Genomic DNA, 19232 nt, shown 5'->3' on the forward strand with positions numbered 1-19232 from the left:
GGCGGCGGGTCGCTCGAGCCCGCCGATCTCGTCATCGCCGCCACCGGCAGCGCCGCGCCCGGCTGGGCGCGCGCGAGCGGGGTGGCGACCGACGCGGGCGGGTTCCTGAGCGTCGACGCGCACCACCGCTCAGTGTCGCACCCGCGCATCTTCGCCGCCGGAGACGTCGCCGCGCGCACCGACCGCGCGCTCGCGCATGCCGGGGTGCATGCGGTGTTTGCCGGGCCGGTGCTCGCCGCCAACCTGCGCCATATGCTGGCGGGCGAGACCCCGCGCGCCGCCTACCATCCCCGATGGAACAGCCTCTACCTGATGAACACCGGCGACGGTTCGGCGATCCTCAGCTATGGGCCGCTGAGCGCGCAAGGGTCGTGGGTGCTCGCGCTCAAGCACTGGATCGACAAACGCTGGATTGCGAAATACGCTGCACTTGCGAAGAGCGAGTAACGATCCGGGGTCTGACGGCGAATGCCCGACAAGGGAGTCCCACTTTGAAAAAGCTTGCTGTCCTCGCCGTTCTGGCTGCGCTGGTCGCTGCCTACTTCATCTTCGATATCGGGCAATACCTTACGCTCGAGGGGATCAAGGCGCTCGCGGCCGATCTGGCGGCATTTCAGCAGCGCAATGCGCTGGCGGTGATTGTGGGGTTCTTCCTCGCCTATGTTGTGGTCGCCGGCGCCTCGCTGCCGGGGGCCGCGATCATGACGCTGGCCGCCGGAGCGTTGTTCGACCTCGTATTGGGCACGATCATTGTCTCTTTTGCATCCACCATCGGGGCAACGCTTGCCTTCCTCTCCTCGCGCTATGTGCTGCGCGACAGTATCGAGGCGCAGTTCGGCGAACGGCTGAAGGCGATCAACACCGGTCTGGAGCGGGACGGGGCGTTCTACCTCTTTTCCTTGCGGATGATCCCGGTCTTCCCTTTCTTCATTGTCAATCTGGTGATGGGCCTGACGCGCATCCGCACGCTGACCTTTGCGCTGGTGAGTCAGGCGGGCATGCTGCTGGGCACCATCGTTTACGTGAACGCGGGCACCCAGCTGGCGCAGATCGACAGCCTGTCCGGGATTGCATCGCCCGCGGTGATCGGCAGCTTCGTGCTGCTTGGCATCGTGCCGTGGCTCGCCAAGGGGGTGATCGGGATGCTGAAGCGCCGCAAGGTCTATGCCGGGTTCACGAAGCCTCGCAAATTCGACCGCAACCTCGTGGTAATCGGCGCAGGCTCGGCGGGGCTCGTCTCGGCCTATATCGCCGCGCAGGTCAAGGCCAAGGTGACGCTGGTCGAGGCCCACGAAATGGGCGGCGATTGCCTCAACACCGGCTGCGTGCCCTCCAAGGCGCTGATCAAGAGCGCCAAGGTCGCCGCGACCATGCGCCACGCCGACAAGTATGGCCTGTCGCCCGTGGAGCCCGAGGTGCCGTTCAAGGCGGTGATCGCGCGGGTGCTCGACACCATCGAGGCAATCGAGCCCCACGATTCGGTCGAACGCTACACCGGCCTCGGGGTCGATGTGGTCAAGGGCTACGCGAAGATCATCGACCCGTGGACGGTCGAGATCGCGCTGAACGATGGCGGTACGCAGCGCCTCACCACCCGCAGCATCATCATCGCCAGCGGGGCCGAGCCGGTGGTGCCGCCGATCCCGGGGATCGCGGAGAGCGGCTACCTCACCAGCGAGACCATGTGGCAGGCCTTCGCCGCGATGGACGCCGCCCCGCCGCGCGCGGTGGTGCTCGGCGGCGGGCCGATCGGCTGCGAGATCGCGCAGTCGCTCGCGCGGCTCGGCTCCGAGGTCACCCAGATCGAGATGGCCGACGCCGTGCTGGGGCGCGAGGATGCCGATGTCTCGGCACTCGCCAAGGAATCGCTCGAAGCTGACGGCGTGCGCGTGCTCACCGGCCACAAGGCGGTGCGCTTTGAAGGCCGCACCCTGATCGCGGAGGCGGGCGGGGCCGAGGTCGCGGTGCCCTATGACGCGCTGGTCGTCGCCATCGGCCGCAAGGCGCGGCTCACCGGCTTCGGGCTCGAGGACATCGGGGTCGATGTCGACCGCACCGTCGTGACCGACGAATTCCTCGCCACCAAGTTCCCCAACATCTTCGCCGCCGGCGACGTCGCGGGGCCCTACCAGTTCACCCACACCGCGAGCCACCAGGCCTGGTATGCCAGCGTCAACGCGCTGTTCGGCATGTTCCGCAAGTTCAAGGCCGACTACCGCGTGATCCCCGCCGTCACCTTCCTCGACCCCGAAGTCGCCCGCGTCGGGATCAACGAGCGCGAGGCGGCGGAGCAGGGCATCGCGGTGCAAGTCACCCGCTACGAGCTCGACGATCTCGACCGCGCCATCGCCGAGAGCGAGACGAAGGGCTTCGTCAAGGTGCTCACCCCGGCAGGCGGCAAGGACAAGGTGCTCGGCGTCACCATCGTCGGCGCGCATGCGGGCGAGCTGCTCGCCGAATATGTGCTGGCGATGAAGCACGGGATCGGCCTCAACAAGATCCTCGGCACGATCCACTCCTACCCCACCATGGCCGAGGCCAACAAGTTCGCGGCCGGCAACTGGAAGCGCGCCAACAAGCCCGAGGGGCTGCTCAAGTGGGTCGAGCGCTATCACGCCTGGATGCGCGGCTGAGGCGCTGGCGCTCGGCCGCGTGATCGGCCAGAGAGGCTCTCGGTACGACAACGGAACCTGTGCGAATGCCCTATTACAGTCTGGACCAGGACATGAGCATCGCCGATCAGTGGCACATCGGGGATATCCGCGAGGTGGCCGCAGACTGCTTTTTCGACCCGCTGGACGGCTCGCCTGTGCCCCTCGATCTGACCGCCCGGGTCGCGCATCACGGCCGGGAAACCGACTTCGCGGTCGGCTGGCGTTTCCTGTTCGTCAGCGAACGCGCGCGGCAGGTGATCGCGGGCACCGGCGTTTCCGAGGACGAGATCGTTTTCCACCCGGTCCGCTTCGATAATCACGCGCCCTCGCAGGCATATCACGCCCTCTCCATCCGGAAAGTCCGCGCCTGCGTCGACGAGGCAAGATCGGAATGGAGCCCCTGCTATTACGGCGAAGGCGAAACGCCGACCTCGCGCGGCTTTCTGAGGCTCTATGGCGCCTTCTTCGAGCTGGCGATCGACGAGGAGCAGGTCGCCGGTCTCGACGTGCTGCGGGTGGAGGGCGTCAAGGACCTTGTCATCGTCAGCGACAGAATAAGGGACGCATTTGTGGCGGCCGGCCTGACCGGGGCGCGTTTGACCAGAGTGTCCTAGGCCGCCGCGCACTTGACCTGCGGGCGGCGGGGGATGACACGGGCTGCAATCGGGGGTGTGATTGGAACTGTTCGACCAATTTCGCGGCGTGATCGGGCTGGCGGTGCTGATGGGCCTCGCATGGGCCTTCAGCGAGAACCGCAAGCGCCTGCCCGGCTGGCGCTGGGCGCTGGGTGCGCTCGCGCTGCAGGGGCTGCTCGCGGTGCTGATCGTGCGCGTTCCGGCGGTGTGGGCGGCGGTCGGCCTCGTCAATAACGCAGTGAGCGCCGTCGAGGCGGCGACGCTCAAGGGCTCGGCCTACATGTTCGGCTATCTCGGCGGGGCGGAGCTGCCCTTCGCGCTCAAGCCGGGCGCGCAGCCGCCGCTGGTGATCGCCTTCCAGATCCTGCCGCTGGTGATCGTCTTTTCCGCCCTCTCCGCCTTGCTGTGGCACTGGGGGGTGCTGCGCTGGATCGTGAACGGCCTGAGCTTCCTCCTGCGCCGTTCGCTGGGCGTCTCCGGCGTGGTCGGCCTGTCGGGCGGGGCCAGCGTGTTCCTCGGGCCGGTCGAAGCGCCGCTGGTGACGCGGGCCTATTTCGCCCGCGTCTCGCGCTCGGAACTGTTCCAGATCATGACCCTGACGATGGCGACGATCTCGGGCGCGATCCTGATCCTCTATGCGACGACGCTCAAGGCCACCGTGCCCGATGCCGTCGGCCACATGATCTCCGCCTCGCTGATCTCGCTCCCGGCCGCGCTGCTGATCGCCCGGCTGATGGTGCCCCCGTCGGCCGAGGACGCCGCGACCGAGGTCGACGGCGAGGACACGGGGCTCAAGTACGAAAGCAGCATCGATGCCATCATCAAGGGCACGCTCGACGGGATGCAGCTGTTCCTCGCGGTGATCGCGGTGATCATCACGGTCTTTGCGCTGGTGGCGCTGGTCGACATGGCGCTGGCCGCGACGACGCTGACGGTGGAGGGCGCGCCGCTCAGCCTCAAGCGCATCCTCGGCTGGGGCCTTGCGCCCTTCATGTGGCTGCTCGGCGTGCCCTGGGGCGAGGCGCAGGCGGCCGGCGGGTTGATGGGCACCAAGGCGGTGCTCAACGAATATGTCGCCTATCTCGAACTCGCCGCGCTGCCCGCGGGCGCGCTCGGGCCGCGGGCGACGCTGATCGTCACCTACGCGCTGTGCGGGGTCGCCAATCTGGCGAGCGTCGGCCTGCTGGTCTCGACCATCGGCACCCTCGCCCCCGAGCGCCGCGCCGAGGCGGCGGGGCTGGGGATGAAGAGCTGGATCAGCGGCAACCTCGCCAGCGCCATGACCGGCGCATGGATCGGGCTGGTGACATGGTGAGGGCGCAGCCGTGCTAGACGCCAAACTCCGCCCCCTGATCGATCCGCCATTGAACGCCCTCGGCCGCGCGCTGGCGGGCGCTGGGATCACCGCCAACGCGATCACCTTCGCCGGGCTCGCCTTGGGCCTCGGCGGAGCCGCCGCCATTGCCTTGGGCCACATCGGCTGGGGCCTCGCGCTGATCATCGCCAACCGCGTGCTCGACGGGCTCGACGGCGCGGTGGCGCGCGTGCGGGGGCCTTCGGACCTCGGCGGCTATTTCGACATCGTCGCCGACTTCGCCTTCTATGTCAGCATTCCCGTGGGCTTCGGCATCCTCGCGCCTGCCAACACCCTGCCCGCGCTGGTGCTGGTGGCGAGTTTCGTGCTGACCGGCGTCAGCTTCCTCGCCTTCGCCGTGATCGCGGGCAAGCGCGGCGCGAGCACCGAGGCGCATGGGCGCAAGAGCTTCTTCTACTCCACCGGCCTTGCCGAGGGCACCGAGACCATCGCGGTGTTCATCGCCATGTGTCTGTTTCCGGCATGGTTCGGCACCATCGCCTATGCCTATGCGGCGCTGTGCACGCTCACCGTGTTCCAGCGCAGCGCGATGGCGCTGGCCGCCTTCCGCGACTGATCAGCGCGCCGCCGTTCCCAGCAGCGCCTCGGTGCGGGCGCGCAGGTCGTCGATCCGCGCGGTGTTGGCGCCGAGATCGCTCACGCCCACCCGGCTCACCGAGCGGAAGTCGATCTGCGCCTCGCCGACGCGCGCGACGACATCGTCCTTGAAACCGAACCAGAAGCTCTGCGCCACTCCCTCGACCGTGCCGGTGGCTTCGTCCGCGCGGATATCGGTGAGGCCCATCGCGGTCATCGCCGCCTTGACCGCCGCGATACCCGCCGCCTTGTCCGCCCCGCCCAATGGCAGCGGGGCCGGGCGGTCGGGCTTGGCGGTGATGATCTGCGCGATGCTCTTGACCGCCAGCTCGTCCGAAACGCGCCCTTGGTAAGGCTTCAACTGGCCGATCGGGGTCTGAAAGTCGTTGACCGGATTGCTCACGCCTTCTGCCCGTTCGGCCATCACCGCCGCGGAGAAGACCGGCGGGTTGCCGGTGTCGGTGGCAATATCGGAAATCGGGTTCTCGGCCGCCTTGCCGCGGAGGCTCGCCAACATCCCGAATGCCGCGACGACCGCGACCAGCGCGATCCCCGCCACCGCCAGCGGCACCTTGCGCCGCGGCCTGGCGCGGATCGCCAGCACCAGCGCGACCAGCGCGACGAGCCCGAGGATGCCGAGCAGGATCGGCCCGCCCGAGATGGTCATGGTCACGAGCCCGAACCGCCAGTCCCACACCCCGAACCGGGTGCCGAGGGCTGCGATGATGAACCACAGGGGCACGATCGCCATGAGGGCAAGGGTGAGCTTGGTGGATGTGGGCGTCGGGTGCAACGGCGGGTTGAGCGGTGTGTTCATGGGGCAAGCATAGCGCATGGCCCACCCATGGCAATGCCGCCGGTTGGCGCTTGTGCATGGGCTTCGGAACCGCCTGCGATCCTTGTGCGTTAGGGGTTGGCGGAGTTGGGGAAAGGGGCGCTTGGCATGCGTGAAGTCCCGCTTTTCTTGCCCGACAAACTGGAGTAAGGCCCGCTGGGATGCGGGAGGAACAAGTTGTTCAGAGGACAAACGACCATGAAGCGTAATATCCTGATGGGCGCAGCTGCGCTGGCAGCACTCGCCACCCTTTCTGCTTGCGGCGGCAAGAAGGAAGAAGAAGCCGCCGCTCCGGCTGCGACCACCGAAGAAGCGGCCGCTCCGGCTGAAACCGCTGCCGCCACGCCCGCTGCCGCCGCCGATGCCGGCGCGAAGCTCGAATATGCCAGCTTCACCGGCGATGCCGCCGCGGGCGAGAAGGTCTTCGCCGCATGCCGCACCTGCCACGTCTTCGACGAAGGCGTGAACCGCGTCGGCCCGTCGCTGCACAAGATCGTCGGCCGCCAGTCGGGCTCCGTCGCGGGCTTCAACTACTCGGACGCCAACAAGAACAGCGGCATCACCTGGACGCCGCAGATCCTGTTCGAATACCTCAAGGACCCCAAGGGCTACATCCCCGGCACCAAGATGAATTTCCCGGGCGTCAAGGACGACCAGAAGCGCGCCGACCTGGTCGCCTATCTCGAAGCCCAGTCGAAGTAAGACCGGGCCTCAGGGCACAAGAAAAACGGGCGGTGCAGCAGGGCTGCGCCGCCCTTTTTCGTGCCCGCCTCGTCCCGCCCTCAGGCTGCTGCGAGCAGCCGCGCGTCGACCGGGCAATGGCGGACGAGGTACTCCTCGTGGGTGGGCAGGGTGCCCACCGCGCGCGCGGTCACGGTCTTCACGTTGGCGAGGAACTCGGCGAGCTGCGCATCGCTGATCTGGTCGGCCATCGGATCGTAATCGGCCGGCATCACCCCCTGGCCGAGCATCACCTGCACCCAGCTGGCGTTCTGGAACAGATCGTCCACGTCGCGGCCCACGCGGCCCGCGGCGGCGAACAGCGCGATCTTGTGGGTGAGGCTCTCGGGCACCGCCATGTGCTTGCAATAGCGCCAGAACTCGGAATCCTCGCGCGCGGTCTGGTGGTAGTGGAGGATGAGGAAATCGCGGATCTGCGCGAACTCGGCGGTGCAGCGGCGGTTGTATTCCTCGCGCATCGCGGACGGATCGCCGGCGCGCGGGAAGTGCTGGATCAGCCGGCTGACATGCGACTGGATCAGGTGGATCGAGGTCGATTCGAGCGGCTCGAGGAACCCGCTTGCGAGGCCGATGGCGGCGCAGTTGTGCGCCCAGAAGGCCTGCCGTCGCCCGGTGGTGAAGCGGATCGGGCGCGGATCGGCGAGCGGCCTGGTGTCGAGCCCCGCCATCAGCGTCTCGGCCGCCGCCTCGTCGGTGGTGAAGCCGCTCGAATAGACATGGCCGTTGCCGGTGCGGTGCTGGAGCGGGATGCGCCACTGCCACCCGGCATCCCTGGCGGTCGCGCGGGTAAAGGGCACCAGCGTGGGCAGCCGCTCGCTCGGCACCGCGAGCGCGCGGTCGCAGGGAAGCCATTTCGACCAGTCCTCGTAGCCCACGCCCAGAGCATCGCCCAGCAAGAGGGCGCGAAAGCCGGTGCAGTCGATGAAGAAATCGCCCGTGACCTGCTTGCCGCCCTTCAGCGTGATCGCGGTGATATCGCCGCTCTCGCCGTCGCGCTGGACGCTCTCGACGATCCCCTCGGTGCGCGTCACCCCGCGCCCCTCGGCATAGGCGCGCAGGAACAGGGCATAGCGGCTCGCGTCGAAATGATAGGCATAGGCGAGCCCCGTCATCGCGGTGTTGCCGACCCGGTCGAGCTTGCCGAAGCGCGCGGCCGAGGCCGCCATCTGGTGAAGCGAATAGTCCCACAGCCCCTTGGGATCGCCCGCCGCCCCGGCGCTGCGCCGCCAGTAGTGGTGGAAGGGCACATGCCCGAGGGCCATCCCCGTGTCGCCGAAGGTGTGGAGATAGCGGCTGCCCTTCGCGCCCCAGTCGACGAACTCGATCCCGAGCTTGAAGGTGCCCGATGTGGCGCTGAGGAATTCGTTCTCGTCGAGCCCGAGGATGGCGTTGAGCCGGATGATCTGCGGGATCGTCGCCTCGCCCACGCCGACCGTGCCGATCGCCTCGCTCTCGACCAGCTCGATGGTGAGGCGCTGGCCCAGGAGCCGCGCGAAGGCGGCCGCTGTGATCCACCCGGCGGTGCCGCCGCCGACGATCACCAGCTTGTTGACTTCAGGCCTGTGCATGTGTCCTCGTCCCCTCTGTGCCGCCACCTCAACCCGGAGCCGGGCGGAAGAAGGCGTTGATCGTCAGCCTGCCCTCGCGCGGGGCGGCGCTCAAGGGGGCGTCGTTGTCGATCACCCCGCTGTGGAGCAGGTTGCCGCGGTAGAACACCGCGCGATTGAAGCGCCCCTCGGCGACGTGGATGCGCTCGAAATGCGGCGCGCCGTCGGTGGGGTAGGCAGCAGGCGGCATGCCGGTGCGGCCATATTCGGCCTGCACCGCGGCCGCATAGCGCGGGTAGGTCTCGGCAGTGAGCGCCGCGAGCCCGGTCGAGCGGTGGCGGAAGAAGGCGGTGCCGCCATGCCCTGTGCGGTGGAGATAGAGCATCATCGCGATCTGCTGCGGATCGGTGCCGTCGACATGCGGCAGGCGCTGCACCGGAGCGAGTGCGGCGGGCGGCGTCGTCACCAGCGAATACCACGCCTGCATCGCCCAGGGGCGCCCTGAGCCGCCGAACCACCGGTCGAGCAGCGGGCCAAGCTGCGCAAGCCACGCGCCGCACACCGCCGGCTCGAGCGCGGCGCGCACGCCGGGATATTGCGGCGTGATTTTTGCAAATTTTTGCAAAGAGGCCTGTGAAATCGCGTGTTCGGGATTCCCCAGAAAATTGTCCAGACTGACAAGATGCTGATCGGTCGAAGAAATTGCCTCGACCAGCGGATCGGCAAGAGGGATTTCCCATGCCGCGCGGGCGTCGTGTCCGGAGAAGGCGGGCTGACTGACCATGCGGGGGAGCCTATCAAACTCGCGGCAGGGCTCCAAGCTGCAAGGATAAGCCTTAGGAATCACGTCCGAAAAAGGGGAGAAGGCAAGGTCTGCGGGCGTCAGCGCGGCGGCCCGCCCGCGCGGCTCGTCATGCTGCACTGCGGCACGAGGCAAAACTGTGACAATCGCGCAACATTCGCCTGTATGATAGCGTTAACATGATGCCGCTTCGTTCGAAAAATATCATCCAACCGCCCAAAAATGCACGAAAACACAAGATTTTCGGGGTCTCCGCGAAACGCCCCCATTTGGCGATTTACCTGCGGTTCAGGTTGGGCTATGAAAAAAACTGCAAAAGCGCCATCGAAGGGCGCTTGCGGGAGGGGACTTCTGATGAAAATGAACGGGATCAATGCAAGCGCGCGCCTGCTGTGCGGGGCCGCGACCTTCATGGCGCTGGCGGTCACCGGCACGCCGGTGATGGCTCAGGAGCAGGCTGACGAGAAGCCCGCGGTGGTCGAGGGCGAGGAGGAGGGTGACGCGATCATCGTCACCGGGATCCGCGGCTCGATCCAGTCCTCGCTCGATGCCAAGCGCGAACGCGTCACCAGCTCCATCGGCACGCCGCTCGGCGGGTTGTCGCGCAGCTCGGGATCATGCATCGAGAAGTTGAGCGCATCGAGCCGGAACCCGTCCACCCCGCGCGCCAGCCAGAAGCGCGCGACATCCAGCAGCGCATTCTGCACATCCGGGTTGTGGACGTTGAGATCGGGCTGCGAGGTGAGGAAGTTGTGCAGGTAATACTGCTTCCTCGGCCCGTCCCACTGCCATGCCGAGCCGCCGAACACCGACTGCCAGTTCGACGGCGGCGAGCCGTCGGGCTTGGGGTCGGCCCAGACATACCAGTCGGCCTTGGGATTGGTCCGGTCGGCGCGGCTTTCCTGGAACCATGCGTGCTCGTCCGAGGTGTGCGAATAGACCTGGTCGATGATGACCTTCAATCCAAGGCTGTGGGCCTTCTCGATGATCCGGTCGAAATCGGCGAAGGTGCCGAAAGAGGGGTCGATCCCGCAGTAATCGGCAACGTCGTAGCCGAAATCCTTCATCGGCGAGGTGAAGAAGGGGCTGATCCAGATGCCGTCGACGCCGAGCTCGGCGATGTAGTCGAGCCCGTCGGCGATCCCGGCAAGATCGCCGATACCGTCGCCGTTGGTGTCGCGGAAGGAGCGCGGGTAGATCTGGTAGATGACCGCGCCGCGCCACCAGGCCGGCGCGGTGTCCGTGGCAACAGAAGTGTCGGCAAGTGCGGTTGCCATTAGTTGTCGGTCTCCAGAATGCAGGCGGCAAAGCCGAAGGCGGGCAGCGTGACCGTGACCGCGCCGGGCGCGGCGAGCGCGGCAGGGCAGGGGCCAATGAGGGGTGCGACGCCGCGCGCCGCGTAGCTTACCTCGATGCTTTGCGAAAGTGGGCTTTCGCCGGTGTTGAACAGCGCCAGAACGCGCTGTCCGGTTTCAGGATCGTGGCGCTCAACGGCTAGCAACCCGGGGCCGGCTTCGGTGAAGGCGCGCACCGTGGTGAGCCCGCGGCGCAGCGCCGGGCTCGCGGTGCGGGCGGCCGAAAGCTCGGCGATCAGGCGGTAGAGCGGGTGGGCGGGATCGAAATTGTCCTCGGCCGTCGTCGCGTCGCTGCCGATCAGGTCGTTGTCGTTGTAGAAGGCGACCTTGCTGGGGAACATGTCCTCGCGCGCCAGCTGGTCGTTGCCGTCGGAGATGAAGCCCTGCTCGTCGCCGTAGTAGACCGTCGGCACCCCGCGCAGCAGGAACATCATCGCATGTCCGAGCCGGACGCGGGCGAGGAGCTTCGCCTCCTCGGCATTGCCGCTCATCTCGCGCACGAACATGGAAAAGCGCCCGAAATCGTGGTTGCCGAGGAAGGTCGGCAGGCCCAGCGCGGTCTTCGCGCCGCCGGGATAGATCGCGTCCTGCTCGAGGAACTCCGCCATCAGCCGCGGGCCCGCCTTGCCGCTCGCGACAAGCTGCGCCGCCTTGGCGAAGCCCATGTCGAGCGCATAGGGCAAGCCGCTCTGCGCCATCACCTGCGCGGCGAGGGTGGCGGTGGGCTCCTCGTAGGCGATCTCGCCGAAGATGTGGAAGTGCTTGATGCCCTTGTCGTGCGCGCGCTTGAGGATCGCCGGGGTGAAGGTCTGCCAGAACTCGGGGTTCACATGCTTGGCGGTGTCGATGCGGTAGCCGTCGATGCCGTAATCGTCGATCCACTGGCCGAAGATTGCGATCATGCCGGAGACGACGCGCGGGTTCTCGGTCGCCAGATCGTCGAGCCCCGAGAAGTCGCCATAAAGGCTGCTCTCGCCCACCCAGTGCGAGTTGCCGCGGTTGTGGTAGAGCGTGACATCGTTGAGCCAGGCGGGAACCTTCACGTTCTTCTCCGCCTCGGGCACGACCGGGGTGTAGGCGAAGGTCGGGTCGGTGAGCTTGGCCCAATTGGCGGGATCGGCGTTCGCGTCGCCCGCAAAGCCCGGGTTGATCGCCTTGCCGTCCACACCGCCGCGGCGCGAGTGGGGGTATTCGCCCTTGTTGCGATAGCGGTAGCCGTTGGCCTCGCCCTCGGCATAGCCGATCACGTCGGCGGTGTGATTGATGATGATGTCCATGTAGACCTTCATCCCGCGCGCATGGGCGGCATCGACGAAGGCCTTGAACTCGGCATTGGTGCCGAAATGCGGATCGACCTGGGTGAAGTCGGTCACCCAGTAACCGTGATAACCCGCACTCTCCTCGCCCGGACGGCCCTGGACGGGCTTGTTCTTGAAGATCGGCGCGAACCAGATCGCGGTGACGCCCATGCCCTGGATGTAGTCGAGCTTCGCGGTCAGCCCCTTGAGGTCGCCGCCGTGGTAGAAGCCCTTGTGGGTGGGGTCGAAGCCGTGCTGGAACGGGTCGCCCTTGAGGCCGCCCTTGTCATTGGCGGGATCGCCGTTGGCGAAGCGGTCGGGCAGGACGAAATAGATGATCTCGTCCTCGAGCCCGCGTTCGGCGAGGGGAGCGGCGGCAGGGGTTGGTGCGGGGGGCGTTTCGGCCGCCAGTGGTGTCCCCATCAAAGCGGTGCCTGCACACAGCACAGCCGCCGCCTTCGCGAAGATTCGCTTCATGATCCAACTCCCTCCGCCGCCGGTTGTGACAGCTTGGGAATTTTTTTGCAAATCTTTGTGGCGCGCATCGGGCGTCCGGCGCGGCACGGTCAAGCCGCTTGATTTGCTTGCGAAACTGCCTCCCGGTGCGACGAGCTGCCGATTTTTCCCGTCCTGACCTGCAAAGTTTCTTGCAAATTTTTGCAGGGCGTCCAGATTGGCCCCCGGCCACGCAAAGCCGCCACGCCGGTCGCAAGAACCGGAAAGCATAGGCCGATGGCCGTGCCGCGTCACGCCCGGGAAGGCGCGCGCGGCGGGGAGAGGGATGAAAGCGACCATGACGCAAGTCGGCCACAAGCCTGCGCTGAGCGCGGGCCAGATCTGGAACATGAGTTTCGGGTTCCTCGGAATCCAGATCGGCTTCGAGCTTCAGAACGGCAATGTCAGTCGCATCTTCCAGACGCTGGGCGCGGATGTGAGCGAGCTTGCGATCCTGTGGATCGCAGCGCCGATGACCGGGCTGATCGTGCAGCCGATCATCGGGCACCTGTCGGACAAGACCTGGAGCGAGCGCTTCGGCCGCCGCCGTCCGTTCTTCCTGATCGGCGCGCTGCTGGCGAGCCTCGCGCTGTTCGTCATGCCCAACGCGCCGGTGCTCTGGATTGCGGCCGGGATGCTGTGGGTGATGGACGCCTCGCTCAACATCACGATGGAGCCGTTCCGCGCCTTCGTCGGCGACAACCTGCCCGATCGCCAGCGCACGATGGGCTAGCCGACGTTCGAGACCCACTCGAGGTGGGTCCAGATCCCGTAGGGGAAGCCGTTGCCCCACGCGCCCATCCACAGCGGACGGATCACGTTGAGCGAGACATAGGCGAAAACCGCGACGCTGAAGGCGATCGGCACGTGGTAGCTCATGCCGAGCTTGCGCGAGATTTCCGCCTGCCGCAGCACCCACGAACTGAACGCGATAACGGCGCAGCCGGTGATGATCTGCCAGTATCCGCCCTGCTCCATCGGAGCGAGGCTGAGGCCATATTCGATCGGCGGCGGGTTGATCGAAATAAGCCACGGGTTGAGGGTCGGCCCCTGGGTTGCAGCAGCAAAGATCAGCATGGTGCCCAGAAGGGCGCTGATTGCCGCAGTCACTCCAAAGAATCCGACATAAAACGGCCCGACCCAGAAGTCGAAAAGGTCGCCGCCGATCAATGTGCCACCGCGGACGCGGTATTTCCGCTCGAAACTAAGGAGCGCCATAGGTCCATCCTCCCCGCCACAAGGGCGGGTGCTATAGGTTGTCGACGAGTGTTAGGAGGCAGGCAGGCGAACCTGCCCCCTCACATTTCGCGTGGGTTACTATCCCGCCGCCGGAGCTTCCGACGAGGTGACAGCAGCCGCAGCCGGCGCAGCGCTGGCGTCTTCGAGCCAGTTGTAACGATCGGTGCTGAGCAGGATGAAGTGGATGGTGAACGCCAGGACGGCGAGACCAACGTGCAGCGCCACGAGGGTGCGGCGGATGTCAAAGTAGAACCAAAGTCTCCACATGGTGAATTCCTTCGAATGTTTCGCAGTAATAGTCGGGTGTCAGCCGTGACGGCGCGGGGACGGGCCCCGGCATCGCGGCAGCAAACCGGCTATTGATCAGATCGGCAGCCAGGGCTTGTCGGCCCAGACGAGCGCGTGAGCGACGAGCGCGATCACCACGTAGATGGTGAAGGTGCCCATGAAGCCCTTGTGGATTTCCTGAGCCTCTTCAGGGGTCAGGTGAGTCCCGATGCGTTCATTCATTGGGTTGTCTCCGTTCAGTTGGGTGTGATTGGGAGCCCGAAGGCCCCCGTCGGCATCCCCGCGTGATCCCCCACGTGGATTGGAGAGCCCCCTGTGGAAGGGGGGCATGGGCTTGTGCCGATGCGGGGCGCGCCCGCAGCAGCGACAAAGGGTGGTGAAGGGCAGGACGCATCATCACGCTCCCGTTCCTTCGAGCAGGCTGTCTGCAAGGCAGTCTGCCGTAACCGTGGTCTCGCCCCGCTGGCGCGCCCGCCATTCGGCCGCGTCGCGCAGACGCTTGGCGGCGGAAATGCGGATCAGCACCGGCTGAGCCTCGACAAGCTGGTCGAGCTTGGCCTTGGCGTCATTGTCCCAGGTCAACTGGGCTTCATTGCGCACCGGGGTCGGATCGACCTTGTCCATATCGGTGCCGAGCGGCAGGATGTGGAACAGCGCGTCGAACAGCGCATTGCACACTTCCTGCACCAGATAGGTCGCGCCCGAATAGCCCATGAAGGGCGTGCCGGTATGGCGGCGGATCGCAGCGCCCGGGAAGCTGGCGGGGATATACATCCCGCGCGCGCCGCACTCGGCCATGTACATGCGCTCGTTATAGCTGCCGAACACCACCAGCGGCGGGTTGGCGCGGATCGCGGCGCGCACGTCCTCGTTCCTGGGCTTCACGCCCGCGCAGCGCGAGAAGGCGAAGGCGCAGGGGAGGCCCATGTCGTCTTCGAGGAAGTGGCGGATGCCGCGCGCATAGGTCTCGTTGGCGACGATGCCGAAGCTCGCCGTGCCGAAGAAGTCCTGCGTGACCGAGCGCCACAGGTCCCACAGCGGCTTGATGGTGGTGTGCTTCTCGCGCTCGATGAAGGGCTCGGGATCGAGGCCGAGCTCGGCGGCGAGGGCGCGCAGGAACTTGGTGGTCTGGCTGAGGCCGACGGGTGCCTGGAAATAGGGCCGCTCGAGCGTTTCGCACAGGTTGCGCCCGAACTCGCGGTAAAGGCAGACATTGGCGTCCGCGTTCGCCAGCTTGGAGATGTCCGCAAGGTGCGTGCCGAGCGGGAAGACCACGCCGACCTCGGCGCCGATGCCTTCGACCAGCCGCCGGATCTCGGCGAGATCGCTTGGCATGTTGAACATGCCGTAGCTGGGGCCGATGATGTTGACGACCGGCTTCTCGCCCTCGCGGCGTTCGCGGCGGGCGGGCATCTTCTTGGGGCCGAATTCGGTCCACAGCCAGGTCAGCGCGCGGTCGGCGCTCTGCCACTGGTCCTCGTCGATGGTGCGCGGCAGGAAGCGCTTGATATTGGTCCCTTCCGGCGTGACGCCGCCGCCGATCATTTCGGCGATCGAGCCGGTGACGACCACGGCGGGCAGCTCGGGATCGAGGGTCTTCCATGCCCGCTTCATCGCGCCTTCGGTACCGGTCTTGCCGAGCTCTTCCTCGCCAAGGCCGGTGACGACGATGGGGAGTTCATGCGGGGGCAGCGCGTCGGTGTAGTGGAGCACCGAGGTCACCGGCAGGTTTTCGCAGCCGACGGGGCCGTCGATGATGACCTGCAAGCCCTTCACCGCGGTGAAGACATAGGTGGCGCCCCAGTAGCCGCCTGCCCGATCATGATCGAGGACGAGCGTCATGATCCGATCGCCTCCGATGCCTTGCGCGCAGCCTCGTTGAGGGCGGCGTATTTCTTGCGGAACTTGGGCCGGTCGACCGGGAGATCCTCCCACACGCCCGCGGCGTGCTCGGTGCCGACGCCCTCGAAGAAGTCGCGCATCGCATCGAAGCGCGCCTTGTTGCCCATCGCGGCGTTGATCACGGTCGCGAGGCTGCCCGCCCCTGCCGGGCCCATCAGCGGCCGGGCCGAGATCAGGTTGGTGAAATAGAGCGCCGGGATCGCCTTCGCCTTGGCGTGCTGCACCACCGGCGTGGTGCCGATGGCGAGATCGGGGCGATATTCCTCGACCGCGGCGATGTCCTGCTCGAGGCTGGCGCGGAACTGCACAGCCACGCCGCGCGCCTCGAGCCATTCGCGGTCGGCATCCGACCACTTGGTGCGCGGGCAGGCCGAGCCGACATAGCGCACGTCGGCGCCGCTTTCGACCAGCAGGCGGGCGACCAGCAGCTCGGAGCCCTCATAGCCCGAAACGGTGATGCGCCCCTTGATCGGCATGTTCGCCAGCGCGCCCCTGCAGGCGGCGATCATCGCGTTCTTGACGCCGTCGACCTTGGCCTGGGGCAGGCCCATGACGTCGCCCAGCGATTGCAGCCAGGCGGCGGTGCCGTCCGCGCCCACCGGGGCCGAGCCGATCACCGGGCGGCCCGCGGCTTCGAACTCGCGGATCGAGGCGGTGTAGAAGGGGTGGATCGCGGCGACGACCGCGCAATCGAGTGCCGCATAGAGCTCGCGCCATTCGCGGGTCGGGACGACCGGGCCGGCGGCGAGGCCGAGGGGCGCGAGCATCTGCCCGATCACCACAGGGTCAGCCGGGAACATCTCGCCCAGCAGCGCCACCGAAGGCAGGTCGGAGCGTTCGCGGGGCGCCGCAACCGGCCCGCTCATCACTTCCTCGCGCGCATATTGGAGCATTGCGCCCGCCAGCACGTCCTTGGCTTCCGCGTGGGTCGGGATGCCGAACCCGGGAACGTCGATGCCGATGATCCGCACGCCGTTGATCGCCTTGCCCAGAAGCCGCAGCGGCACACCGCTCGCGGTCGGCACGCACAGGTTGGTGACCACGATCGCGTCGTAATTCTCAGGGTCGGCGAGGCCTTCGACCGCTTCCTTGATGTCCTCGAACAGCTTGCCGGTGACCAGCGTTTCCGAGGAGAAGGGCACATAGCCCACCGTCCGCCGCGCGCCGTAGAAGTGCGAGGTGAAGGTCAGGCCATAGACGCAGCAGGCCGAGCCTGAGAGCACGGTCGCGGTGCGCCGCATTCTCAGGCCCACCCGGAGTGACCCGAACGCGGGGCACATGGATTGGGGTTGGTCATGCGGGCCGACGGGGTAGTCGGCCGCATATTGATCGAGGATGTCGCTCTTGCCGGCGGCGCGGGCGGCCTCGTTCATGGTGTCCTTCGACGCGCAGGCCCCCGCGGCCGGATCGAGGTCGATCCGGTCAGCAGCGCGCGGGACGGCGTCAAAGGCGTCAGGCATGCTCATGCTTCGTCGTAGATCACTTCGAGGCTGGGCTTCGTTTCGAACACCCCGCCGCGCATGTCCGCCTGGGTGGCGGGGACGAGCTCGACATTGCCGCCCACCACATCGGCGCTGAACAGGCCGAGCAGCCCGTCCTGATCGAGCGGCGTGGGCCGCAGCGGCGGGGCGTTGGCGACATTTTCGGCCAGGGTTTCGAACAGGCTGCCCCATTCGCCGCCGGGGATGCCGATGATCTGGTAATTGGCGCTCTTGCGGCGGATGTCCTCGTTGGCGGGGATCGCGGTCAGCACCGGGATGCCCACGGCCTCGGCAAAGGCATGCGCCTCGCCCGTGCCGTCGTCCTTGTTGACGATCATCCCCGCGACGCCGACGTTCCCGCCCATCTTTCGGAAATATTCGACCGCCTGGCACACGTTGTTCGCCACGTAGAGCGATTGCAGGTCGTTCGATCCGACCACGATCACCTTCTGGCACATGTCGCGCGCGATCGGCAGGCCGAAGCCGCCGCACACCACGTCACCCAGAAAGTCGAGCAGGACGTAATCGAAGCCCCAGTCGTGAAAGCCCAGCTTCTCGAGCGTCTCGAACCCGTGGATGATCCCGCGCCCGCCGCAGCCGCGACCGACTTCGGGGCCGCCCAGTTCCATTGCGAAGACGCCGTCGCGCTGGAAGCACACATCCTCGATGCGCACTTCCTCGCCCGCCAGTTTCTTGCGGCTGGAGGTTTCGATGATCGAGGGCGTCGCCTTGCCGCCGAACAGCAGGCTTGTGGTGTCGGACTTGGGGTCGCAGCCGATCAGCAGCACGCGCTTGCCCTGCTGGGCCATCATGTAGGAGAGGTTGGCGAGCGCGAAGCTCTTGCCGCTCCCGCCCTTGCCGTAGATCGCGATGATCTGGGTTTCGCTCTTCACCTCGCCGGTGTGGACCGGATCGGGTTCAAGCGAAGCCTCGTCGCGAAGGTGGGCGGCCTGGGTATCAAGCACGGACATCAGCATTCGCTCCAATCGAGGACCATCTTCAGGCAATCGGGATCGCTGAAGGCTTGGGGGTAGGCGTCGAGCGCCTCTCCGGCAGGGCGCCGGTTGGTGACGAGGCCCTTCAAGTCGAGCCGCCCGCATTCGATCAGCGCCCGCGTCTCGGCGAGGTCGCCGGGTTGCCATTCGGCGGCGACGCGGAAATGCGCCTCGCGCATGAAGGCGGCCGGGAAGGCGAAGCTGACGCGTTCGGAATAGAAGCCCGCGAGCACGATCTCGCCGCCCTTGGAAAGGCGCATGACGAGTTCGTCGATCAGGCCGGCATCGCCGCTCGCGTCATAGATCGCGTGGTAATCGCGGCGCTCGTCGGCGGCGGGGTCGATCACATTGTATCCAGCAGCGCCCGAACGGCGGGCGGCGTTGGTTTCCCACACCGTCGGCGCGGTGCCGCCCAGCGCCAGCGTCAGCCGCGCGAGGAGGCGGCCCAATACGCCGTGGCCGACGATCAGATCGGGCAGCGCCTCGCGGCGGGCGAAACCGCCCTTGATCGCGTGAAGTGCCGTCGCCGCGAGGGCACAAAGCACCCCGGATTCGCCGAGATGCTCGGGGATCGGCAACGCCCGCGCCGACGGCACTATCACGCGGCGCGCGGTGCCTCCGAAGAGGCCGCGCGCATCGGTGTAGCAGTTTGCTCCAGGGACGAAGACCCAGTCGCCGATCCGTGCGCGGGCTTCGGGCCCTGCGTCCACGATGCGGCCGACGGATTCGTAACCCGGCACCAGCGGATACCCGAGCCCCGGGAAGGGCGGCATGCGGCCGGTGAAGAGGAGTTTTTCGGTGCCGGTGCTGATCCCGCTCCAGGCGATCTCGACCAGAACGTCCGCGGCCTCCACCGGCTTCATTTCGAGCGCCCGGAGAGCGAGGCGCTCCGGTGCTTCGAGAATGACGGCCAGCGTGTTCATGTCCTCGGTCTCCCTGAGGGGTGCATTCGAGGCGCGAACGCCGAGTCGAAAACCCCGCAGCTACGTTCTCCCAACTGTGTGCTACGCCTTA

General features: G+C 66.8%; 16 protein-coding genes and 3 pseudogenes. 7 read left to right on the forward strand and 12 right to left on the reverse strand.

Annotated elements, in window-relative coordinates; all coding sequences use genetic code 11:
- The 5 genes from AX692_RS02100 to AX692_RS02120 all read left to right on the forward strand — a co-directional run.
- On the forward strand, positions 1 to 447 hold a 447-nt coding region (locus AX692_RS02100; RefSeq protein WP_196490749.1), incomplete at its 5' end, for an FAD-dependent oxidoreductase.
- Between the two features lie 44 nt (positions 448 to 491).
- Positions 492 to 2633, forward strand: coding sequence for an FAD-dependent oxidoreductase (locus tag AX692_RS02105; RefSeq protein WP_073976156.1), 2142 nt, complete (start codon positions 492 to 494; stop codon positions 2631 to 2633).
- A gap of 92 nt (positions 2634 to 2725) precedes the next feature.
- On the forward strand, positions 2726 to 3268 hold the full coding sequence (locus AX692_RS02110; RefSeq protein WP_073981500.1) for an imm11 family protein: 543 nt from the start codon (positions 2726 to 2728) through the stop codon (positions 3266 to 3268).
- A gap of 61 nt (positions 3269 to 3329) precedes the next feature.
- A complete protein-coding gene (locus AX692_RS02115; protein ID WP_073976158.1) occupies positions 3330 to 4604 on the forward strand; it encodes a NupC/NupG family nucleoside CNT transporter in 1275 nt (424 codons plus the stop codon).
- A gap of 10 nt (positions 4605 to 4614) precedes the next feature.
- Positions 4615 to 5220 carry a CDP-alcohol phosphatidyltransferase family protein gene (locus tag AX692_RS02120; protein ID WP_073976159.1) on the forward strand — a complete coding sequence of 202 codons (606 nt, stop codon included), beginning with the start codon at positions 4615 to 4617 and terminating at the stop codon, positions 5218 to 5220.
- Here AX692_RS02120 and AX692_RS02125 read toward each other — a convergent pair whose 3' ends face one another.
- A complete protein-coding gene (locus AX692_RS02125; protein ID WP_073976160.1) occupies positions 5221 to 6057 on the reverse strand; it encodes a DUF1499 domain-containing protein in 837 nt (278 codons plus the stop codon). It lies immediately after the preceding gene.
- Positions 6058 to 6273: 216 nt separating this feature from the next.
- On the opposite strand from AX692_RS02125, the gene AX692_RS02130 reads away from it, so the two are divergent.
- Positions 6274 to 6777 (forward strand): c-type cytochrome, encoded by a 504-nt coding sequence (locus tag AX692_RS02130; RefSeq protein WP_230959593.1) that lies wholly within the window; start codon positions 6274 to 6276, stop codon positions 6775 to 6777.
- Between the two features lie 80 nt (positions 6778 to 6857).
- Here AX692_RS02130 and AX692_RS02135 read toward each other — a convergent pair whose 3' ends face one another.
- From AX692_RS02135 to AX692_RS02150, 4 genes and pseudogenes are all read right to left on the reverse strand, one after another.
- Positions 6858 to 8384, reverse strand: a complete 1527-nt coding sequence (locus AX692_RS02135; protein ID WP_073976161.1) for a tryptophan halogenase family protein — start codon at positions 8382 to 8384, stop codon at positions 6858 to 6860.
- Between the two features lie 28 nt (positions 8385 to 8412).
- Positions 8413 to 9147 (reverse strand): DUF6445 family protein, encoded by a 735-nt coding sequence (locus AX692_RS02140; protein ID WP_230959592.1) that lies wholly within the window; start codon positions 9145 to 9147, stop codon positions 8413 to 8415.
- A 605-nt stretch (positions 9148 to 9752) separates the two neighbouring features.
- Positions 9753 to 10442, reverse strand: a pseudogene (locus AX692_RS02145) (alpha-amylase family glycosyl hydrolase); the annotation flags it as partial.
- A complete protein-coding gene (locus AX692_RS02150) occupies positions 10442 to 12295 on the reverse strand; it encodes an alpha-amylase family glycosyl hydrolase (protein ID WP_073973145.1) in 1854 nt (617 codons plus the stop codon). The gene AX692_RS02150 and the pseudogene AX692_RS02145, both read right to left, overlap by 1 nt.
- Positions 12296 to 12611: 316 nt before the next feature.
- Between AX692_RS02150 and AX692_RS02155 the strand changes: the two are divergent.
- Positions 12612 to 13043: pseudogene (locus AX692_RS02155) on the forward strand (MFS transporter); the annotation flags it as partial.
- A 2-nt stretch (positions 13044 to 13045) separates the two neighbouring features.
- Here AX692_RS02155 and AX692_RS02160 read toward each other — a convergent pair.
- From AX692_RS02160 to bchC, 7 genes and pseudogenes are all read right to left on the reverse strand, one after another.
- Positions 13046 to 13531: pseudogene (locus tag AX692_RS02160) on the reverse strand (photosynthetic reaction center subunit L); the annotation flags it as partial.
- Between the two features lie 99 nt (positions 13532 to 13630).
- Complete coding sequence (gene pufA, locus AX692_RS02165) at positions 13631 to 13819, reverse strand: light-harvesting antenna LH1, alpha subunit (protein ID WP_017664715.1); 189 nt, start codon at positions 13817 to 13819, stop codon at positions 13631 to 13633.
- Positions 13820 to 13915: 96 nt separating this feature from the next.
- Positions 13916 to 14062 carry a light-harvesting antenna LH1, beta subunit gene (pufB, locus tag AX692_RS18700; RefSeq protein WP_017664714.1) on the reverse strand — a complete coding sequence of 49 codons (147 nt, stop codon included), beginning with the start codon at positions 14060 to 14062 and terminating at the stop codon, positions 13916 to 13918.
- Positions 14063 to 14236: 174 nt separating this feature from the next.
- Positions 14237 to 15682 carry a chlorophyllide a reductase subunit Z gene (gene bchZ, locus AX692_RS02170; protein ID WP_073973029.1) on the reverse strand — a complete coding sequence of 482 codons (1446 nt, stop codon included), beginning with the start codon at positions 15680 to 15682 and terminating at the stop codon, positions 14237 to 14239.
- Entirely contained in the window at positions 15679 to 17208 is a 1530-nt protein-coding gene (gene bchY, locus AX692_RS02175; RefSeq protein WP_081095073.1) for a chlorophyllide a reductase subunit Y, read from the reverse strand. Before bchY ends, bchZ begins: the two co-directional genes overlap by 4 nt.
- Positions 17205 to 18200 carry a chlorophyllide a reductase iron protein subunit X gene (locus AX692_RS02180; protein ID WP_419470472.1) on the reverse strand — a complete coding sequence of 332 codons (996 nt, stop codon included), beginning with the start codon at positions 18198 to 18200 and terminating at the stop codon, positions 17205 to 17207. The genes bchY and AX692_RS02180 overlap by 4 nt, the downstream gene beginning before the upstream one ends.
- Positions 18194 to 19141: a chlorophyll synthesis pathway protein BchC gene (bchC, locus tag AX692_RS02185; RefSeq protein WP_073973027.1), complete on the reverse strand. Its 948-nt coding sequence runs from the start codon at positions 19139 to 19141 to the stop codon at positions 18194 to 18196. Before bchC ends, AX692_RS02180 begins: the two co-directional genes overlap by 7 nt.
- Between the last annotated feature and the right edge of the window lie 91 nt (positions 19142 to 19232).

The organism is Erythrobacter donghaensis, from assembly GCF_001557325.1.
Taxonomy (GTDB): domain Bacteria; phylum Pseudomonadota; class Alphaproteobacteria; order Sphingomonadales; family Sphingomonadaceae; genus Erythrobacter; species Erythrobacter donghaensis_B.

What these genes read in the sequence shown, in the direction of transcription:
- AX692_RS02130 (WP_230959593.1), top strand. Translation starts at nt 6,274, where the DNA reads ATGAAGCGTAATATCCTGATGGGCGCAGCTGCGCTGGCAGCACTCGCC.
- bchY (WP_081095073.1), bottom strand. Translation starts at nt 17,208, where the DNA reads ATGAGCATGCCTGACGCCTTTGACGCCGTCCCGCGCGCTGCTGACCGG.
- AX692_RS02135 (WP_073976161.1), bottom strand. Translation starts at nt 8,384, where the DNA reads ATGCACAGGCCTGAAGTCAACAAGCTGGTGATCGTCGGCGGCGGCACC.
- bchZ (WP_073973029.1), bottom strand. Translation starts at nt 15,682, where the DNA reads ATGACGCTCGTCCTCGATCATGATCGGGCAGGCGGCTACTGGGGCGCC.
- AX692_RS02140 (WP_230959592.1), bottom strand. Translation starts at nt 9,147, where the DNA reads ATGGTCAGTCAGCCCGCCTTCTCCGGACACGACGCCCGCGCGGCATGG.
- AX692_RS02110 (WP_073981500.1), top strand. Translation starts at nt 2,726, where the DNA reads ATGAGCATCGCCGATCAGTGGCACATCGGGGATATCCGCGAGGTGGCC.
- AX692_RS02150 (WP_073973145.1), bottom strand. Translation starts at nt 12,295, where the DNA reads ATGAAGCGAATCTTCGCGAAGGCGGCGGCTGTGCTGTGTGCAGGCACC.
- bchC (WP_073973027.1), bottom strand. Translation starts at nt 19,141, where the DNA reads ATGAACACGCTGGCCGTCATTCTCGAAGCACCGGAGCGCCTCGCTCTC.
- AX692_RS02125 (WP_073976160.1), bottom strand. Translation starts at nt 6,057, where the DNA reads ATGAACACACCGCTCAACCCGCCGTTGCACCCGACGCCCACATCCACC.
- pufB (WP_017664714.1), bottom strand. Translation starts at nt 14,062, where the DNA reads ATGAATGAACGCATCGGGACTCACCTGACCCCTGAAGAGGCTCAGGAA.
- pufA (WP_017664715.1), bottom strand. Translation starts at nt 13,819, where the DNA reads ATGTGGAGACTTTGGTTCTACTTTGACATCCGCCGCACCCTCGTGGCG.
- AX692_RS02180 (WP_419470472.1), bottom strand. Translation starts at nt 18,200, where the DNA reads ATGCTGATGTCCGTGCTTGATACCCAGGCCGCCCACCTTCGCGACGAG.